Raw genomic sequence first — 17,097 nt, 5'->3', positions numbered from 1 at the left:
GGTGGGGAGAAAAAGAACGAATCAGGAGGACGCGACCAGGAGGTCGTCGCGCAGGGGGTCGATGACGTCGGGGGTCCGCGCGGACACGTCGAGTTCGAGGACGGTGACGGTCCCCTCCCCGACGAAGGCGCCGACCGCTCCCTCGGCGCGGTCGTAGAGCCGTGTACTGAGCGTCACGGCACCGTCGACGGTCGCCACGCACAGGTCGTCGTCGACGACGACGTCGAGCCGATGCCGGCCGGGCTCCAGGCGCACGGGACGTTCGAGCTCGATGGCGAACGGGACGTCGCCCGAGATCTGCCACTGCTCACCGCCGGTGCGACGGCGCGGCCAGCGATCGAAAACGAGGCGGTTGCGGCGGGGTTCGAGGCGCAGTACGTAAGCCTCGTCACCGTCGGCGCTCGCCCGCAGCAGGAGCCCGCATTCGGTGGTGTCCGGGGCGATGTCGAACTCCGCCTGGGCGCGGAAGGTGGTGGGCGCGGTCCCCGGGAGAACGAGGTCGGAATATCCGTCAGGTGCGGACAGAACGGTCGTGGATGCCAGTCCTCCGACGCCGCGATCGAAGGTCTGGAGTAGCTCCCGTGGAGGGTGGAAACGCAGGGTCCCGTCGGAATTCTGCTCTGCCTCCAGGACGGAGAGAGTACCGGCCCACTGCCAATCGCCGTCGTCGGTGGAGCCCTCCCGCGAGGAGATCCACCCGAAGAAGAAGCGGCGTCCGTTGCGGGCGGCCGATTTCGCCGCGTAGTACGCGCGCCCGTCGAGGGTGTCGTTCTCGGGCACCCTCCAGGGGCCGTGCAGGCTGCGCGAGACGCGGTAGCGCGTGGTGAAGGACTCGCTGAATTCGGAGTAGACCAGGTACCACCACCCGTTCCATTCGAACACTTCCGGGCATTCGTGCGCGAGATAACGCCGAGGATCCCAGAACGGATCGGCCGGCTCCCAGGACCGGAGGTCGTATGAGACGCACTGCGCGATGACACCGCGGCGGCGCTCCGGGCCGTGCGCGTGACGGGCGGTCACGAGCATGCGCCACAGCCCGGCTTCCTCGTCACGGAACACGAAGGGGTCGCGCCAATCGGCGGTCTCGTAACCCGCTGTGGCACCGAACGTGTCTTCCGGATGACGTTCCCAGGTACGCATACCGTCCGTGCTCGTCGCGTGCAGTACGAGCTGGAGGGGGAGCCCGTCGTTCCCGAGGACGTCCGGATTCTGTCCGGTGTAGAAGACGTGGTGGATGCCGTCGGCCACGACGACGCTTCCTGTGTAGACGTTGAAGTCGTCGGCATCGGGTCCGCCGGAGGCCAAGGCCGGGCCGGATTCGGTGAAGCTGACGAGGTCGTCGGTGACGACCCGGTGCCACGGCATGCCGATCTTGGGGGTGCGACGCGACTCGTGCAGGTAGAAGAGGTGGAACCTGCCGTCTTCTTGCCACGGGATGACATCACCGACCCAGGCTCCGGACGGTTGGAAGAACCCTCTTTGGTCCATATGGATGACTCCTCAACGAGACCTCGTATCCGATGAACCCGGCATGGTTAATCGGTTACTCAGGACGATAGCAGGGGCCGAGCGCTAAGGTCAATCGGTTAATCACACCACTCGATATCGTCACGGCACGACCCCGCTCCACCACTCCGCTGGCTGACCGAAGGGGACAGGGGATGTCCCTCGATGGCACAACGAGACCGTTCCCGCCCTCGTTGGGTGCCTCGACGGCACCAGACCCCGCAGTCGGCTTCCTCAGCCCGTGCGCCCGCGGAAAGCCTCCGATCTTCCACCCGCGGGCAGGTGTTCCCGACAAGGCGTAACCCGTCGATCGCGTCGTTCTAGCCGGAGCTGAAGAAAGTCGACCAGGCGCGGCCTACGGGAACGCCAGCGACAAGGTTCATCGACCTATGGATTAGGGGCTGCACCGGCGCGCCTATGTGGAAGCTGAAGAGGTCAGGGGAGCAGAAACATCGCCTTGCAGGACGCTTCGAGTAGCCGCCACAACTGTGGGCCCGGAGGGGCTCGAACCCTCGACCCGCGGATTAAAAGTCCGATGCTCTGCCAACTGAGCTACAGGCCCTGATGCCTCCAGCCTACCGGGACGCCCGCCCCCGGCGTGCTCATCGGCGTGAGCGGGTGACGATCCAGAAGAGGTACGCCCCGCCGACGACGCCGGTGAGCAGCCCCACCGGGATCTGCAGGGGCGCGAGGGCGCGCTGCGCGACCACGTCGGCGACGACGAGGACGGTCGCGCCGGTCAGTGCCGACCCGCGTCGCGCGACGGCCACGTTGGCGGTCACGACGCCTTCCGGATGACGAGCCACAGCAGCAGCGGAGCGCCCAGGAACGCCGCGACGATCTCCGCCTCGATCTCGCCGGGAGGAGCGATGACCCGCCCGAGGATGTCGCTCGCGAGAGCGAGCGCGGCGCCGCTCACGGCGGCCAGGGGAAGGGAGGAACGCACGTCGACGCCGATGAGTCCTCGTACGAGGTGGGCGACGAGCAGTCCGATGAAGGCGAGGGGTCCCGCGGCGGAGGTGGCCGTCGCGCACAGCAGCGTTATTGCGGCGCCGACGACGACGAGGGTCGGGGACACTCCGAGCGCGCGCGTTCCGTCCTCGACACCTGCTCGCCGCCGTGACGTCGGTGGTCCTGCTGACACTCACCGGATGCGTGGGAACCGCCGCCCCCGCGGCATCCATCGACTTCGAGGCGGGTGCGACCGGCGAGTGGGCCGTGGCGCGCGACCTCGAACCCGGGATGGGGTCGAGTGAAGCCGACGGAGTTTTCCCTCGGCGGCCCGTCTCGTGCAGACCGAGATCGTCCGTTCTCTGGAAGAAGACTGAAGAACGAACGAAAGCGAGCGCCGGACCCCCTCGCCTGGGGTCCGGCGCTCGCCGTCAGGTCCGATCGGTCATCGATCGGTCGGAAGCGTGATCACTCACGCTCCGAGGACTTACATCGGGGGCATCAGCACCGAGTCGATGAGGTACACGGTCGCGTTGGCGGTCTGGACGCCACCGCAGATGACGTTGGTCGAGTCGTTGACGGTGATCGAGTCACCCGAGCCGGCGACGGTGAGGTCCTGGCCCTCGACCGTGGCGTGCGTTCCCTCGATCTCGTCCGGGGCGATCTGGCCGGGGACCACGTGGTACGTGAGGATCTTGGTCAGCGTGTCGGTGTCGGTCTTCAGCGATTCGATCGTGGCGGCGTCGATCTTGGCGAACGCGTCGTCGACCGGAGCGAAGACCGTGAATTCGCCACCGTTGAGGGTGTCCACCAGGTTCACGTTGGGGTTCAGCTGGCCGCTGACCGCCGCGGTGAGCGTGGTGAGGAGCGGGTTGTTCGAGGCGGCGACGGCGACCGGGTCAGCGGCCATGCCCTCGACCGAACCGGCGCCCGAGGGAACGGCGGCGGCGTAGTCGGCGCAACCGGGGCCCACGAGGTTGGCGGCGGGGTCCATCATCGACGACGACGCCGACGCGGAAGGCGAAGCGGCCATGGAGGGAGCCATGGAGCTGCTCTCCTCGGTGGTGCTGCCCGAGGTGGTGCCATCCGAACATGCGGTGAGAGCGAAGGCCGAACCCAGAACGAGGGCGAGACCGGCGACGACAGGCTTCTTGTTGGTGAGCATGACATTCCTCCGAAATCGTTCGGATCGCGTCTGCGACCCGTCAGGGACACCCCGGTGCGAGGGGCGGTTCGCCGTGAAGCGGCTTACACAGGGTCTTCGGGACCCCTCGGGGATCGGATTGCGGAATATTGCGAATGGGCGCCCACCGGCACCCATCTCGGGGTGAAAACTCCTGGTCAGGGCGTTCTAAATATTCTCAAGAATATTTTCTGAACCGGCCCTCGTATGGGTGCACCTGCCGTGTCCGACCCTCACTAGCCCAACCGCGACGCGCGCGCACGTGCGTGGGACTCCCGGCGTCGGTAGGGAATGATGGATGCCATGGTGATCGACGGTTTCGACCTGCCCGAGGATGGGTCGGGAACTGTCGACCAGATCGGAAGCCTTCTCCTGCGTGTCGCCGCCGGCGACCGGGCGGCGTTCGCCGAGGTCTACGACGCTCTCTCCGCACGGGCGTTCGGACTCATCCTGCGCGTCCTCGTCGACCGCGCGCAGAGCGAGGAAGTGCTGCAAGAGGTCTTCCTGGAAGTCTGGCAATCCGCTTCCCGTTTCACTCCGAACAGAGGACAGGGAAGGTCGTGGGTTCTCACGATCGCGCATCGACGAGCGGTGGACCGCGTGCGGTCGTCGCAGTCGAGCTCGGATCGCGATGTGCGCGCGGGCTTTCGAGATATGGACGTCGCTTACGACGACGTCTCCGAGAGAGTCGAACTGAAAATGGAAGGGCGGCGCGTCGTCGATGCATTGGCGGCGCTCCCCGATGCCCAGAAGGAAGCGCTCACACTCGCCTATTTCGGTGGGTACAGCCAAAGTGAGATCGCTACCCTCGTCGGGGCGCCGCTCGGTACGGTCAAGACCAGGATGCGCGATGGGTTATCGCGCTTGAGGATGGAAATGGGGGTGGACAAGTGAACGAGAGGGATTTCGCCGACCTCGCCGTCGGACACGCGATGAACGCGTTGTCAGAGGCGGATGAACGCGCGTACCAGGAGGCGCTGGCGGGCAATCCGCACTGGGACCACCACGTCCGCGATGCGAGCGACGTCGTCGCCGCCCTCAGCGCTTCTGTGCAGCCCGTCGAGCCACCGCCGTCCGTGCGCGAAGCGCTCTTCGCCCGCATCTCGGAGCTTCCTCAGGAGACGCCTCCGCAGAACTCATCCTCCCGCGAACCATCCATCGATGGCACCCTCCCGACCGTCGACGACGAAGACTTCGCCGCCCTGGGCGCCGCGCCCGTCTCTCCCGAACGGGAGACCGTTTCGCTCGGTGCATCCGCGGCATCCGGATGGGGACCCCGCCGGTGGTTCACGCTCGCGGCCTCGTTCGCGGCCGTGCTCGTGCTCGGCTTCGGCGCCGTCACGGTGAGCCAGATCTTCTCCCCGCCGCCGGCGGTCGTGGCCCTCGAGCAGATCGAGGACGCCCCCGACGCGCAGTCGGCGACCGCGACCATGCCCGACGGCACCGTCGCGACCGCGCACTGGTCACCCTCGACCGGTCAGAGCGTGCTCGTCACCGACGGCATGCCGGCCCCCGAGGAGGGCAAGACCTACGAGCTGTGGTTCGTGCGCGATGAGACCCCGATCGCTGCGGGGACGTTCAAGCCGGATGCCGACGGCAAGGCCACCGCGGTCCTGCAGGGCGAGATGCACAGCGGCGACGTCATCGCCGTGACCATCGAGCCCGACGGGGGATCGCCCGACGGCACCCCGAGCACCGCACCCGTGGTTGCCGTCGCGACTGCCTGACTCGACGCGACCGCGGGGGCTTCGCCCCGGGGAGGGCGTCCGGGCCGTGTGGGGCGGCCCGTCCGCCCAGGGGCACGCCCTAGCCTGGAATGATGAGCGACTCACCCCGCGAATTCCACAAGCCCGTCCGGCGCCCCGCCGAGCTCTTCGACCGCCTCTTCTCGGCCGAAGACCCCGCCGAGGTGTCGAGGGTCGCGCACAGTACGGCCCAGGCGCTGCTGTCGCGTGTGCGCGCGGATCCGAGCGTCGACGTGGTGGAGCGGCTCGTCGCCTTCACCGATGATCACGGCATCGACGACATCGCCGAGCTCTGGTCTCGCTCGCCCGCCCGGTCCCTGCCGGGAGCCCTGTGGCGCCTCTACCTGTTGCAGCTGATGATCCACGACGACGCCGCCACGGCCGCACTGCTGTACGAGCGGGGTCGGGTGGAGATGTCCACCGTCGACGCGGTCGTCGCCGGTGCACCCGCGCCGGCCGGGCCGGAAGAGCTCGTTCAGCTCATCGACACCATCCTGCGCGGCCTGTTCGAGGGGGACTTCGCAGTCGCCCTCGATCGTGCAGCCGCCTTCTGCCGCGTCCAGGCCGCCGGCTCGACCCATCTCGCCGACGACTACGAGAACACCGAATCCGAGCGCGCGTCGGCGCTCACCACCCGCGCACTGCGTTTGGCCACCTACGCCGACGACCTCTCGGCCGCGGCGTCGCTCTGGCGCCGCGACGCCCTCACGTGAGCCGGACCCGCCGCTGGGACCCGGTCGCTCCGTCGGCGCCCCCTTTCCTGTCGAGTGTCCAGGACACGCCGCGAGCTCGCGGGGGGCACGGCGTGTGTTGGACAGTCGACCAGGATGCCGCGGGGAATGGGATGCGCGGGGGAGAACGGAGCGGTGGGGGCGCACGGGTCATGCCCTCGTCGGCGACGGACGCCGGAAAAGATAAGTGCCGGACCGCAGAACGCCTCTCGGCGCAAGGCCGCTCATAGCGGCAGAAGATGGAGCCCGGGGTTACTGCGGCCCGGCTATGAGAGTGTAACAAGACCGCCCCCGAGACATTCCCTCCGCGGCGCCCGTTGACAAGGCCCGGGCGTGTCGGATGCGCGTCGTAGGCTCGCTGCATGGCCTGGCGTTTCGCACTCATGATCGACCCCGCGGCATCCGCGCAGGAGAGCGCCGACTTCTCCCACTCCCTCCGCGTGCTCGATCCGTCCGTCCCGGCGCTGGAGCTCGGTGAGCTGAGCGCGCAGCGCGGCGACGGGGTCTTCGAGTCGATCGGCGTGGTCGACGGCCACCCCCACGAGGTCGGCCCCCACCTCGAACGGCTCGCGCACTCCGCGGCCCTGTGCGACCTTCCGGCACCGAACCTGGCGCAGTGGCGCGCCGCGGTCGAGCGTGTGAGCGCTGAGGCGGGACCGGGGGAGAGCGTCATCAAGCTCATCCTCAGCCGTGGCGTCGAGGGACGCCCGGCCCCCACCGCCTGGGTCACCCTCGCGACCGCGCCCGACAACGCGTCGGCGCGACGCGACGGCGTCCGCGTCGTGACCCTCGACCGCGGTTACCCGCTCGATGTGCCGGGGCGCGCGCCGTGGCTGCTCCTCGGGGCGAAGACCCTGTCGTACGCGGTGAACATGGCCGCCATCCGTGAGGCGAAGCGCCGAGGGGCGGACGACGCCCTGTTCGTCACGACCGACGGCTTCCTGCTCGAGGCGCCCACGGCATCCGTGCTCCTGCGGATCGACGGCCGCTTCGTCACTCCCGCGCCGAGCGCCGGCATCCTGCACGGCACGACCCAACTGAGCGTGTTCGCGCACCTCGAGCAGCGTGGCTCGTCGACGGCGTACGAGGACGTCCCGGCTTCCGACCTCAAGCGAGCGGATGCCGCGTGGTTGCTGTCGAGCGTGCGTCTCGCGGCGCCGATCTCCGCCGTCGACGGCCGCCCGATCGTCGTCGACCATGGGCTCACGGACGAGCTGAACGGCTTCCTGCTCGGCCGCCGCGGCTGACATCCCCGCTTTGAACGACGAAGGCCCCCGCCGGAGCGGGGGCCTTCATCGCGTGCACGAGTGCTTATCCGAAGCGACCGGAAACGTAGTCCTCGGTCGCCTGAACGGTCGGGGCGGTGAAGATCGTCGAGGTGTCGTTGTACTCGATGAGCTTCCCGGGCTTGCCGGTGCCGGCGATGTTGAAGAACGCCGTCTTGTCGCTCACGCGCGAGGCCTGCTGCATGTTGTGCGTGACGATGACGATCGTGTAGTCGTTCTTCAGCTCGGAGATGAGCTCCTCGATCGCGAAGGTCGAGATCGGGTCGAGAGCCGAGCACGGCTCGTCCATCAGCAGCACGTCGGGCGACACGGCGATCGCGCGCGCGATGCACAGACGCTGCTGCTGACCGCCGGAGAGGCCGCCGCCGGGCTTGTCGAGGCGGTCCTTCACCTCGTTCCAGAGGTTGGCGCCCTGCAGCGACTTCTCGACGAGGGCGTCGCCGTCGCTCTTCGACAGGCGCTTGTTGTTCAGGCGCGCGCCGGCGAGGACGTTCTCGCGGATCGACATCGTGGGGAAGGGGTTGGGGCGCTGGAAGACCATGCCCACGTGGCGACGCACGAGCACGGGGTCGACGCCCGGGCCGTAGAGGTCGTCGCCGTCGATGAGCACGCGGCCCTTGACGTGACCGCCGGGGATCACCTCGTGCATACGGTTCAGCGTGCGCAGGAACGTGGACTTGCCGCACCCGGAGGGGCCGATGAAGGCGGTGACGGAGCGAGGCTCGATGTCGATCGAGACGCCCTCGACCGCGAGGAAATCGCTGTAGTAGACGTTGAGGTCCTGGACCTCGATGCTCTTGGACACGAGAGGTGCCTTTCTGAACTCAGCGCGCCTTGGGCGCGAACACCGCCGCCACGATACGGGCGATCAGGTTGAAGATGACGACGAGGACGACGAGGAGGAACGCGGCACCCCAGGCGTTGGCCTGCGACGCGTCGATGTCCTGGCCGGGGAAGCTGTACGCGGTGTACGCCATGACGGGGAGGGTCTGCATCGGCCCCTCGAAGGGGTTCGCGTTGAAGTTGTCGGTGAAGCTCGCCGCGATGAAGATCGGCGCGGTCTCACCTACGACACGGGCCACCGCCAGCACGACACCGGTGATGATGCCCGAGGCGGCCGTGCGCAGCACGACCTTGATGATGGTCGCCGAACGCGGTACGCCCAGGGCGAGCGAAGCCTCGCGCAGGTCGGCGGGCACCAGGCGCAGCATCTCCTCGGTGGAGCGGATGACGATGGGGATCATCAGCACCGACAGGGCGATGGATGCCGAGAACCCGCTGAACGCCTTCGGGCCGACGATCAGGCTGAACAGCGAGAACGCGAACAGACCCGCGACGATCGAGGGGATGCCCGTCATGACGTCGACGAGGAAAGTGATCGCGCGGCGCAGCGGATTGTTCGGCTGGGCGTACTCGACCAGGTAGACGGCGGCGAGGATGCCGATCGGCACGGAGATGAGTGCGGCGATGCCGGTGATGATCAGCGTCCCGGTGATGGCCTGCCAGGCGCCCGCCGTCGCGACGACCTCGAGGGTGTCGGGGTCGAATGAGGAGCCGCCGACCTGCGTGATGAACGGCAGGTTCACCACCGCGAGGCCCTTCGAGACGACCGTGTAGAGCGTCGAGATGAGCGGGGCCACGGCGAGCAGGAAGGCCGCCGTCACGAGGCCGCGGACGACGCGGTCGACGGCCTTGCGGCGGTTCTCGACGATGGCCGAGCCGACGCCGATGGCGATCAGGTACAGCACCGCGGTGAGGATGAGCCACGCCGCGAGGTTGAAGCCGCCGAACAGCAGCTGCAGACCCGCGACGACGATCGCGACGCCCACGAGCACCATCGGCTCGATGAAGCGCGGCAGCTGACCGCTGGTGAGGGCCAGCGGCGCGGAGGGGGCCGTGACGGTCATGAGCGCTTGCCCTTCTTGCGACCCTTGGCGCCGGGGCCCGTCGCGCCGATGATGTAGCGGGCGAACATGTTGACCGCCAGCGAGATGACGAACAGCATCAGGCCGGTGCCGATGAGCGCGGAACGCTGCAGATCGGTCGCGATGGGGAAGTTCAGCGCGATGTTGGCCGCGATGGTCTGCGAGTTGTAGCCGTCGGTCAGCAGCAGCACCGAGTAGATCAGGCTCGGCGAGATGATCAGGGCGATCGCCATGGTCTCACCCAGCGCGCGACCGAGACCGAGCAGCGTGGCCGAGACCATACCGCTGCGGGCGTAGGGGAACACCGACAGGCGGATCATCTCCCAGCGCGTCGCGCCGAGGGCAAGGGCGGCCTCTTCGTGCAGCCGCGGGGTCTGCAGGAAGATCTCGCGGGTGATCGAGGTGACGATCGGAAGAATCATCACCGCGAGCACGACGCCACCGGTGAGCATCGTGGAGCCGGTCGACGACACGGGACCCTGGAACAACGGGATCCAGCCGAGGTACTGGTTGAGGAACTCGCCGACGGGCAGCAGCAGCGGGCGCATGACGATGATGCCCCACAGGCCGAACACGATCGAGGGGACCGCGGCGAGCAGGTCGACCACGTATCCGAGGGCGCCGGCGATACGGCGGGGAGCGTAGTGCGAGATGAACAGCGCGATGCCGATGGCCACCGGGGTGCCGATGATCATGGCGATGAGCGCAGCCCACACGCTGCCGAAGAGGAGCGGGCCCACGTACTCCCAGAAGTTCGACCACTGCCCGTTCTGGTAGCCGGCGAGGTCGCCCTCGCTCCAATTCGCCGTGATGGCGGGCAGGCCGCGCAGGATGAGGAAGACCGCGACACCCGCGAGGATGATCATGATCGACACGGCGGCCGTCGTCGACAGGCCCAGGAAGACGGAGTCGCCGACCCGGCGCTTGCCCACGATGCTCGTGCGGGCGGGGGCCGGATCGGTCGGACCGGTCGGTGCGGACGGGGCGGTCTCGGTGTCGGAGACGGTGTCAGTCACGGGGGACCTCACGCTCGGCACGGGTCATGGGTGCTCCTCGGTCGGGTGTTCTCTGAGGATTCGGCTCAGCGGAGCGTTCGATCTGGTCGACCGTTCCGATCAGCCCGGCCCGACCCGCACGCGAGGTGCGGGCCGGGCCGAAACCGGAGAGATGTTTACTTGATGGCGGCGAGCGTCTCGGCCGCGGCCTCGAGCACCGAGTCCGGCAGCGGGGCGGAGCCGGCGTTCTTCGCGGCGACCTGCTGGCCGAGCGAGCTGGTGACGAAGCCGAGGTACGACTTCACGAGCGCGGCCTGCGCGGCGTCCTTGAACGTGGTGCAGGTGATCGCGTACGACACGAGCGGAATCGGGTAGGTCTCGGCGGTGAGCTTCGAGTAGTCGAACTTCTTCGCCAGGTCGCCCGCGACGCCGGTGGAGGCGTCGACGGCCGCGGCCTCGAACGTCGCGGTGACGGCCTCGGCGCTGTAGGCGACAGCGGTGCCGTCCTGGATGATCGATGCGGCGTTGAGGTCGCCGATGGCCGAGTGGTCGGCGTAGCCGATGGTGCCGGAGCCGGCCTTGACGGCCTCGACGACGCCCGAGCCGCCCTTCTGCTTCGAGACGTTGCCCTCGATCGGCCAGTCCTTGCCGGCGGGCGAGGTCCACACAGACGACTGGGTCGCTGCGAGGTAGTTCGTGAAGTTCTGGGTGGTGCCCGAGCCGTCCGAGCGGGCGACGGTGGTGATGGTGCCGGCGGGGAGCGCGGTGCCGTTGTCCGCGGTGATGGCCGGGTCGGACCAGTCGGTGATCTGCAGAGCGAAGATCTTCGCGATGGTCTCGCCCGAGAGCTTCAGGTCGGTCACGCCGGGGATGTTGAAGATGATCGCGACGCCGTCGAGGTAGACGGGGATGTTGACGCCGCCCTCGGTGCACAGCGCCTCGGACTGCGCGGTCTGCTCGGCGTTGAGGGGGGCGTCGGAGCCGGCGAAGTCGTACGCACCGCTCAGGAAGTTGGTGACGCCGCCGCCGGAGCCCTGCGACTTGTCGTAGTTGATCGTGACGCCCTTGGCCTGTGCGTTGTAGGCGCTGGTCCACGCGGCCTGCGCGTTGGACTGGGCGCTGGAGCCGCCCGCGGTGATCGTGCCCGACAGGTTCGGGTCGATGCTGAACGCCACGTCGGACGACGAGGGCGATGCCGCGGAGCCCGCGGCGTCGCCGGAGCCCGAGGTGCCGGCGCAACCGGCGAGAGTCAGGGAGGCCACGGCGGCCACGGTGCCCAGCTGGGCGAGTCGGGAGAGCTTCACGATGTGAATCCTTCGCATGTTTGGGGACGGAACCCGGTGCAGGGTTCGTCGGGAACGGTAAACAGCGACTCTTAAGAGTCTGCGTTGCGCGGGTGAACGGAAGGTGAACCAGGAGGGCCCGTCCGGGGTGTTTCCCCGGGCCTTGTACTGTTCACCCCCGTGACGACCTCCGCCTCCGCAGCCCAGGCTCCGCTCGATCGAACGGATGCCGCAGCCCCCGCGCGCACGCTCATCGACCTGCTGTCGGCGGTGGCCGCGCGGCATCCGGAAGCATCGGCGATCGACGACGGATCGGGCGCCCTCAGCTACCGGGAGCTGCTGGCGCGCGTCTGGAGGACGGCGGTGGCCCTGCACGATGCCGGTGTGCGCCGCGGCGACCGCGTCGGCGTGCGCATGCCCTCGGGGTCGAAGGAGCTCTACGTCTCGATCCTCGCGGTCATGGCCGCGGGCGCGGCCTACGTGCCCGTCGACGCCGACGACCCCGACGAGCGCGCGCGGCTGGTGTTCGGCGAGGCCGGAGTGCGCGGAATCGTCGCGGGCGACGGGGAGTTCGTGCCGGGCGACGGGACAGGCGACCTCGTGCGGCTCTACGACGCTGAGGCGCCCCACCCGAGCACGAGCGCCGTGCCGATCGTGGCACCGCCCACCGTCGACGACGACGCGTGGATCATCTTCACCTCGGGTTCCACGGGGGTGCCGAAGGGGGTCGCCGTCTCGCACCGCTCCGCGGCGGCGTTCGTCGAGGCCGAGGGACGCATCTTCGTGCAGGACGAGCCGCTCGGCCCGGGAGACCGCGTGCTCGCGGGTCTGTCCGTGGCCTTCGACGCGTCATGCGAGGAGATGTGGCTCGCGTGGGGCCACGGCGCGTGCCTCGTGCCCGCTCCTCGCTCGCTGGTGCGATCCGGAGAAGACCTGGCGCCCTGGCTGCTGCGACAGGGGATCACGGTCGTCTCCACCGTTCCGACTCTCGCGGCCATGTGGCCGGCCGACTCGATCGAGAACGTGCGCCTGCTGATCTTCGGCGGCGAGGCCTGCCCGCCCGAGCTCGCCGCCCGCCTCGTCGCCGAGGGGCGCGAGGTCTGGAACACCTACGGCCCCACCGAGGCCACGGTCGTCGCGTGCGCCGCACCGCTGGACGGCTCGCTGCCCGTGCGCATCGGCCTTCCCCTCGACGGCTGGGCGCTCGCCGTGGTCGACGGCGAGGGGCAGCCGGTGGCCGAGGGAGAGGTGGGCGAGCTCATCATCGGGGGCGTGGGACTGGCTCGTTACCTCGATCCGGCGAAGGATGCCGAGAAGTACGCGCCCATGCCCACGCTGGGGTGGGAGCGGGCCTACCGCTCGGGCGATCTCGTTCGCTTCGACACCGAGGGATTGGTGTTCCAGGGACGGGCCGACGATCAGGTCAAGGTCGGGGGCCGGCGCATCGAGCTGGGCGAGGTGGAGTCGGCCCTGCAGGACCTTCCGCTGGTCACCGCCGCGACCGTCGCGGTGCGCACGACGGACGCGGGCGTTCCGGTGCTCGTGGGATACCTCGTGATGGAGGAGGGGCGCGAGCTCGATCGGCACGCGGCTCGCGGCCTGTTGGCGGAGCGGCTGCCCGCCGCGACGATCCCGCTGCTCGGTGTCGTGGATTCCCTCCCCGTACGCACGTCGGGCAAGGTGGACCGCGCGGCGCTCCCGTGGCCCCTGCCGGGGGTCGATGCCCCTGTGGCCACGGACTTCTCCGCCGACGAGTCCTGGCTCGCCGAGCACTGGCAGGCGGTGCTGGGGATGCCGGTCACCGATCGCAAGGCCGACTTCTTCGACCTCGGCGGCGGATCCCTCGCCGCGGCGCAGCTCGTCTCGCGCATCCGCGCTCGTGTGCCGGAGTTCGCCGTCGCCGACATCTACGACGTACCGCGTCTCGGGGCGATGGCCAAGGCGCTCGGGCCCCAGTTGAGCGACGAGACCCCGGCCTCGTTCCACCGCGCCACCCCGACCCCGCGTGCGACGCAGTGGATGCAGACGGTCCTCGGCGCTCCGTTGTTCATCCTCTCCGGCATCCGCTGGCTCCTGTACCTCTTGACCGCGTCGACGGTCCTCCGGCTCCTGCCCGGCTTCGACGTGCTGCCGAGCGTGTCGTGGCCCGCGCTGATCATCGGACTGCTGGTGTTCGCGACGCCGTTCGGGCGCATGGCGATCGCCGTGGCATCCGCTCGACTGCTGCTGGCGGGCGTGCGCGCGGGCGATCATCCCCGCGGGGGGTGGGTGCACATCCGGCTCTGGCTGGCCGAGCAGATCGCCGATCAGGTGGATGCCGTGGGCCTGGCGGGAGCGCCGTGGGTGTCGTACTACGCCCGCGCCCTCGGCGCGCGGATCGGGCGCGACGTCGACCTGCACGCGTTGCCGCCCGTGACGGGCCTCCTCGTCGTCGGCGACGGAGCGTCGATCGAGCCGGAGGTCGATCTCACGGGGTACTGGATCGACGGCGACCTCGTGCGCATCGGCGAGGTGCGCATCGGTGCCCAGGCGACGGTGGGTGCGCGCTCGACCCTCGCGCCGGGGACGCGCATCGGGCGCCGCGCCGAGATCGCTCCGGGCTCCGCCGTGTTCGGACGGGTGAAGGCCGACCAGTTTTGGGCCGGATCGCCCGCCGTCCGCGTCGGCGGCACCGCCAAGGACTGGCCGGCGGAACGGCCGGCGTCGCCGACGCGCTGGCTGTGGGCGTACGCGGGTTCCGCGGTGCTGCTCGCGCTGCTCCCGTTGGCCGCCTTCACCGTCGGCGGGCTCGTGCTCGCCCAGGGTATCCGCGGGTCGGCCACCCTGGGCGCCGCGGCCGGCGCGGCATTCGCCTGGCTCGTCCCCGCCGTCGCTGTCACGGGCCTCGTGTTCGCGGCATCCGTGGTCCTCCTCGTGCGCCTGTTCTCGCTCGGGCTGGTCGAGGGGACGCACCCCGTGCGCAGCCGCATCGCCTGGCAGGCGTGGACGATCGAACGCCTCCTGGATGCCGCGCGCACGATCCTCTTCCCGCTGTACTCGTCGCTGTTCACCCCCGTCTGGCTGCGAATGCTGGGCGCTCGCGTCGGTCGAGACGTCGAGGCATCCACCGTGCTGCTCATCCCGTCGATGACCCGCATCGAGGACGGGGCGTTCCTCGCCGACGACACGATGGTCGCCTCGTACGAACTGCACGCGGGGTGGCTGCGGCTCGGACCCGTGCGCATCGGCAAGCGCGCCTTCCTCGGGAATTCGGGGATGGCGGCTCCGGGTCACCGTGTGCCGCGCGACGGACTCGTCGCGGTGCTGTCGGCGGCGCCACGCAAGGCGAAGCCGGGCTCCTCGTGGCTGGGTTCGCCCGCGGTACGCCTGCGACGACTGTCGGCGGAGGGCGACGAGTCGCGCACCTACCGGCCGTCGGCGGTTCTGCGTCTCGCCCGCGCGCTGTGGGAGCTGTGCCGCTTCGTGCCGGTGGTGGTGACGTGCGCGATCGGCCTCGGCGTGATCCTCGTCCTCGCGGCGCTCTGGGAGGGTCTCGGACCGGTGTGGACCCTGCTGCTCTCGGGGGTCGTGATGCTCGCGGCGGGTGCCGTGGCCGCCGGCGTCTCGACCGCGGCGAAGTGGGCGATCGTGGGCGTCATCCGGCCGGGGGAGCAGCCGCTGTGGTCGAGCTTCGTCTGGCGCACCGAGGTGTCGGACACCTTCACCGAGATGGTCGCCGCTCCGTGGTTCGCCCGGGCGGCTGCGGGAACTCCCGCCCTCGCGGTCTGGCTGCGCAGCCTGGGCGCGCGCATCGGCCGGGGCGTGTGGTGCGACAGCTACTGGCTGCCCGAGCCCGATCTGGTGGCCCTGGGCGACGCGTCCACGGTCAATCGGGGCTGCGTCGTGCAGACGCACCTTTTCCATGATCGAATCATGAGCATGGACACCGTCGAGCTCGAGCCCGGGGCGACCCTCGGACCCCACAGCGTGGTGCTACCCGCCTCGACCCTGGGCGCGCATGCGACCGTCGGTCCCGCCTCGCTGGTCATGCGCGGCGAGACCGTGCCCGTCGGCTCGCGGTGGAGCGGCAACCCCATCGGCCCGTGGCGCGCGGTGAAGGTCCGCGCCTACCAGTCGACGACGTGAGCGGCGCCGATCCCTACGCCCCGCAGAGCGGAGACACCGCGTACGACGTGCTGTCGTACGACCTGGCGCTGAGCTATCGCGTGCGCACCAACCGCCTCGAGGGTGTCGCGACGATCGCGGGGGTGGCGCGTGACGCTCTCGCCTCGTTCGCGCTCGACCTCGTCGGCCTGCGTACGAGCCGCGTGCGGGTCGATGGTGCGCCCGTGCGGTTCGCCGCGGGCCCGCGCGTGCTGCGCGTCACCCCCGCGGGGACCATCACGGCGGGGGAGCGGTTCGAGGTCGAGGTGACCTACGCGGGCGCTCCGGCGCCGCGCCGTTCGCGCTGGGGGACCGTGGGGTGGGAGGAGCTGACCGACGGCGCCCTCGTCGCCGGGCAACCGATCGGCGCGCCGACCTGGTTCCCCTGTAACGACCGCCCCGACGCCCGCGCCCGCATGCGCATGGAGATCACCGTCGACGACGGCTACGCGGTCGCGGCCACCGGCGTGGCGGGTGCCACCACGCGCCGCGGCGGACGTGCGACGACGACCTTCACCTCCGACGTGCCCACGGCGACGTACCTCGCCGCGGTCCACGTGGGTCGATACCGGACGCGCCCGCTCGCCGGGAGCGGCCAGGGGGTCGTCCCTCCGGTCTCGGTGACCGTTCCGCCCGCGTTGACGGCGGCCGCCGACCGGGCGTTCTCGACGGTGCCCGACATGCTGCGACTGTTCGACCGCCTGTTCGGCCCCTATCCCCAGGAGGCGTGCACCCTGGTCGTGACGGCCGACGAGCTGGAGATCCCCCTCGAGGCGCAAGGGCTCGCCGTCTTCGGCATGAACCACCTCGTCCCCGCCGCGCAGCGACTCGTCGCGCACGAACTCGCCCATCAATGGTTCGGAAACAGCGTCGGCCTCGCACGATGGAGCGACATCTGGCTCAACGAGGGCTTCGCCTGCTACGCGGAGTGGTTGTGGTCGGAGCAGTCCGGTGGCGCCGACGTCGAGACGTGCGTCGCCGAGAGCCACGCACGCCTGGCCGCCCAGCCTCAGGACCTGCTCCTGGTCGACCCCGGCCCGGACGACATGTTCGACGACCGCGTCTACAAGCGCGGCGCGATTGCGCTGCACGCGGTGCGACGCAGGATCGGCGACGCCGCGTTCTTCGATCTGCTGCGCGGGTGGACGGCCGAGTTCCGTCACAGCCTCGTGACGACAGACGATTTCCGTCGCGCCGTCGAAAAGGCCGGTGGGGCGGATGCCGTGACCGTGCTGTCGCGCTGGATCGACCACGGGGCGCTTCCCCCGCGTCCCTGAGGGAGTCACGCGCAGGGACCCTCGAGACCGATGATGCGGCCATGGCCTGTCTCGGCCGGTCGCACGACCGGC

Annotated in this window: 14 protein-coding genes and 1 tRNA gene; 6 read left to right on the top strand and 9 right to left on the bottom strand. The window is 69.7% G+C overall.

Annotation, left to right across the window (positions count from 1 at the left end; genetic code table 11):
• Positions 1 to 21: 21 nt before the first annotated feature.
• From B0B15_RS13355 to B0B15_RS13330, 5 genes are all read right to left on the bottom strand, one after another.
• Positions 22 to 1,488, bottom strand: coding sequence for a family 43 glycosylhydrolase (locus B0B15_RS13355; RefSeq protein ID WP_076676868.1), 1,467 nt, complete (start codon positions 1,486 to 1,488; stop codon positions 22 to 24).
• A gap of 507 nt (positions 1,489 to 1,995) precedes the next feature.
• Positions 1,996 to 2,068: transfer RNA gene (locus B0B15_RS13350), tRNA-Lys, on the bottom strand.
• A gap of 40 nt (positions 2,069 to 2,108) precedes the next feature.
• The gene (locus tag B0B15_RS13345; protein ID WP_076676866.1) at positions 2,109 to 2,288 is read right to left on the bottom strand and encodes an iron chelate uptake ABC transporter family permease subunit; all 180 of its coding nucleotides are present in this window, start codon (positions 2,286 to 2,288) and stop codon (positions 2,109 to 2,111) included.
• A complete protein-coding gene (locus B0B15_RS13340) occupies positions 2,285 to 2,650 on the bottom strand; it encodes an iron chelate uptake ABC transporter family permease subunit (protein ID WP_083709038.1) in 366 nt (121 codons plus the stop codon). Before B0B15_RS13340 ends, B0B15_RS13345 begins: the two co-directional genes overlap by 4 nt.
• A 294-nt stretch (positions 2,651 to 2,944) precedes the next feature.
• On the bottom strand, positions 2,945 to 3,622 hold the full coding sequence (locus B0B15_RS13330) for a fasciclin domain-containing protein (protein ID WP_076676860.1): 678 nt from the start codon (positions 3,620 to 3,622) through the stop codon (positions 2,945 to 2,947).
• 309 nt (positions 3,623 to 3,931) lie between these two features.
• Here B0B15_RS13330 and sigK point away from each other — a divergent pair, with 309 nt between their 5' ends.
• The 4 genes from sigK to B0B15_RS13310 all read left to right on the top strand — a co-directional run bounded on the left by sigK (position 3,932) and on the right by B0B15_RS13310 (position 7,363).
• The gene (gene sigK, locus B0B15_RS13325) at positions 3,932 to 4,534 is read left to right on the top strand and encodes an ECF RNA polymerase sigma factor SigK (protein WP_176776656.1); all 603 of its coding nucleotides are present in this window, start codon (positions 3,932 to 3,934) and stop codon (positions 4,532 to 4,534) included.
• Positions 4,531 to 5,367, top strand: a complete 837-nt coding sequence (locus tag B0B15_RS13320; RefSeq protein ID WP_076676856.1) for an anti-sigma factor — start codon at positions 4,531 to 4,533, stop codon at positions 5,365 to 5,367. The genes sigK and B0B15_RS13320 overlap by 4 nt, the downstream gene beginning before the upstream one ends.
• 92 nt (positions 5,368 to 5,459) lie before the next feature.
• Entirely contained in the window at positions 5,460 to 6,098 is a 639-nt protein-coding gene (locus B0B15_RS13315; protein ID WP_076676854.1) for a DNA-directed RNA polymerase subunit beta, read from the top strand.
• A gap of 380 nt (positions 6,099 to 6,478) precedes the next feature.
• Entirely contained in the window at positions 6,479 to 7,363 is an 885-nt protein-coding gene (locus tag B0B15_RS13310; RefSeq protein ID WP_076676852.1) for an aminodeoxychorismate lyase, read from the top strand.
• Between the two features lie 64 nt (positions 7,364 to 7,427).
• Here B0B15_RS13310 and pstB read toward each other — a convergent pair whose 3' ends face one another.
• From pstB to B0B15_RS13290, 4 genes are all read right to left on the bottom strand, one after another.
• Positions 7,428 to 8,207, bottom strand: a complete 780-nt coding sequence (gene pstB, locus B0B15_RS13305) for a phosphate ABC transporter ATP-binding protein PstB (RefSeq protein ID WP_076676850.1) — start codon at positions 8,205 to 8,207, stop codon at positions 7,428 to 7,430.
• Positions 8,208 to 8,226: 19 nt separating this feature from the next.
• Positions 8,227 to 9,309: a phosphate ABC transporter permease PstA gene (gene pstA / locus B0B15_RS13300; RefSeq protein ID WP_076676848.1), complete on the bottom strand. Its 1,083-nt coding sequence runs from the start codon at positions 9,307 to 9,309 to the stop codon at positions 8,227 to 8,229.
• Positions 9,306 to 10,343 carry a phosphate ABC transporter permease subunit PstC gene (pstC, locus tag B0B15_RS13295; protein ID WP_083709036.1) on the bottom strand — a complete coding sequence of 346 codons (1,038 nt, stop codon included), beginning with the start codon at positions 10,341 to 10,343 and terminating at the stop codon, positions 9,306 to 9,308. The genes pstA and pstC overlap by 4 nt, the downstream gene beginning before the upstream one ends.
• Before the next feature lie 155 nt (positions 10,344 to 10,498).
• The gene (locus tag B0B15_RS13290; RefSeq protein ID WP_076676846.1) at positions 10,499 to 11,626 is read right to left on the bottom strand and encodes a phosphate ABC transporter substrate-binding protein PstS; all 1,128 of its coding nucleotides are present in this window, start codon (positions 11,624 to 11,626) and stop codon (positions 10,499 to 10,501) included.
• Positions 11,627 to 11,785: 159 nt separating this feature from the next.
• Between B0B15_RS13290 and B0B15_RS13285 the strand changes: the two genes are divergently transcribed.
• The gene (locus B0B15_RS13285) at positions 11,786 to 15,730 is read left to right on the top strand and encodes a Pls/PosA family non-ribosomal peptide synthetase (protein ID WP_076676844.1); all 3,945 of its coding nucleotides are present in this window, start codon (positions 11,786 to 11,788) and stop codon (positions 15,728 to 15,730) included.
• Positions 15,727 to 17,025, top strand: a complete 1,299-nt coding sequence (locus B0B15_RS13280; RefSeq protein ID WP_076676842.1) for a M1 family metallopeptidase — start codon at positions 15,727 to 15,729, stop codon at positions 17,023 to 17,025. The genes B0B15_RS13285 and B0B15_RS13280 overlap by 4 nt, the downstream gene beginning before the upstream one ends.
• The last annotated feature ends 72 nt before the right edge of the window (positions 17,026 to 17,097 follow it).

Origin of the sequence: Microbacterium sp. RU1D (assembly GCF_900156435.1) — a bacterium.
In the GTDB taxonomy this organism is placed as follows: domain Bacteria; phylum Actinomycetota; class Actinomycetes; order Actinomycetales; family Microbacteriaceae; genus Microbacterium.
This window is presented reverse-complemented; position numbering and strand designations above follow the sequence as displayed.

What these genes read in the sequence shown, in the direction of transcription:
- B0B15_RS13355 (WP_076676868.1), bottom strand. Translation starts at nt 1,488, where the DNA reads ATGGACCAAAGAGGGTTCTTCCAACCGTCCGGAGCCTGGGTCGGTGAT.
- B0B15_RS13330 (WP_076676860.1), bottom strand. Translation starts at nt 3,622, where the DNA reads ATGCTCACCAACAAGAAGCCTGTCGTCGCCGGTCTCGCCCTCGTTCTG.
- sigK (WP_176776656.1), top strand. Translation starts at nt 3,932, where the DNA reads ATGATGGATGCCATGGTGATCGACGGTTTCGACCTGCCCGAGGATGGG.
- B0B15_RS13315 (WP_076676854.1), top strand. Translation starts at nt 5,460, where the DNA reads ATGAGCGACTCACCCCGCGAATTCCACAAGCCCGTCCGGCGCCCCGCC.
- B0B15_RS13310 (WP_076676852.1), top strand. Translation starts at nt 6,479, where the DNA reads ATGGCCTGGCGTTTCGCACTCATGATCGACCCCGCGGCATCCGCGCAG.
- pstA (WP_076676848.1), bottom strand. Translation starts at nt 9,309, where the DNA reads ATGACCGTCACGGCCCCCTCCGCGCCGCTGGCCCTCACCAGCGGTCAG.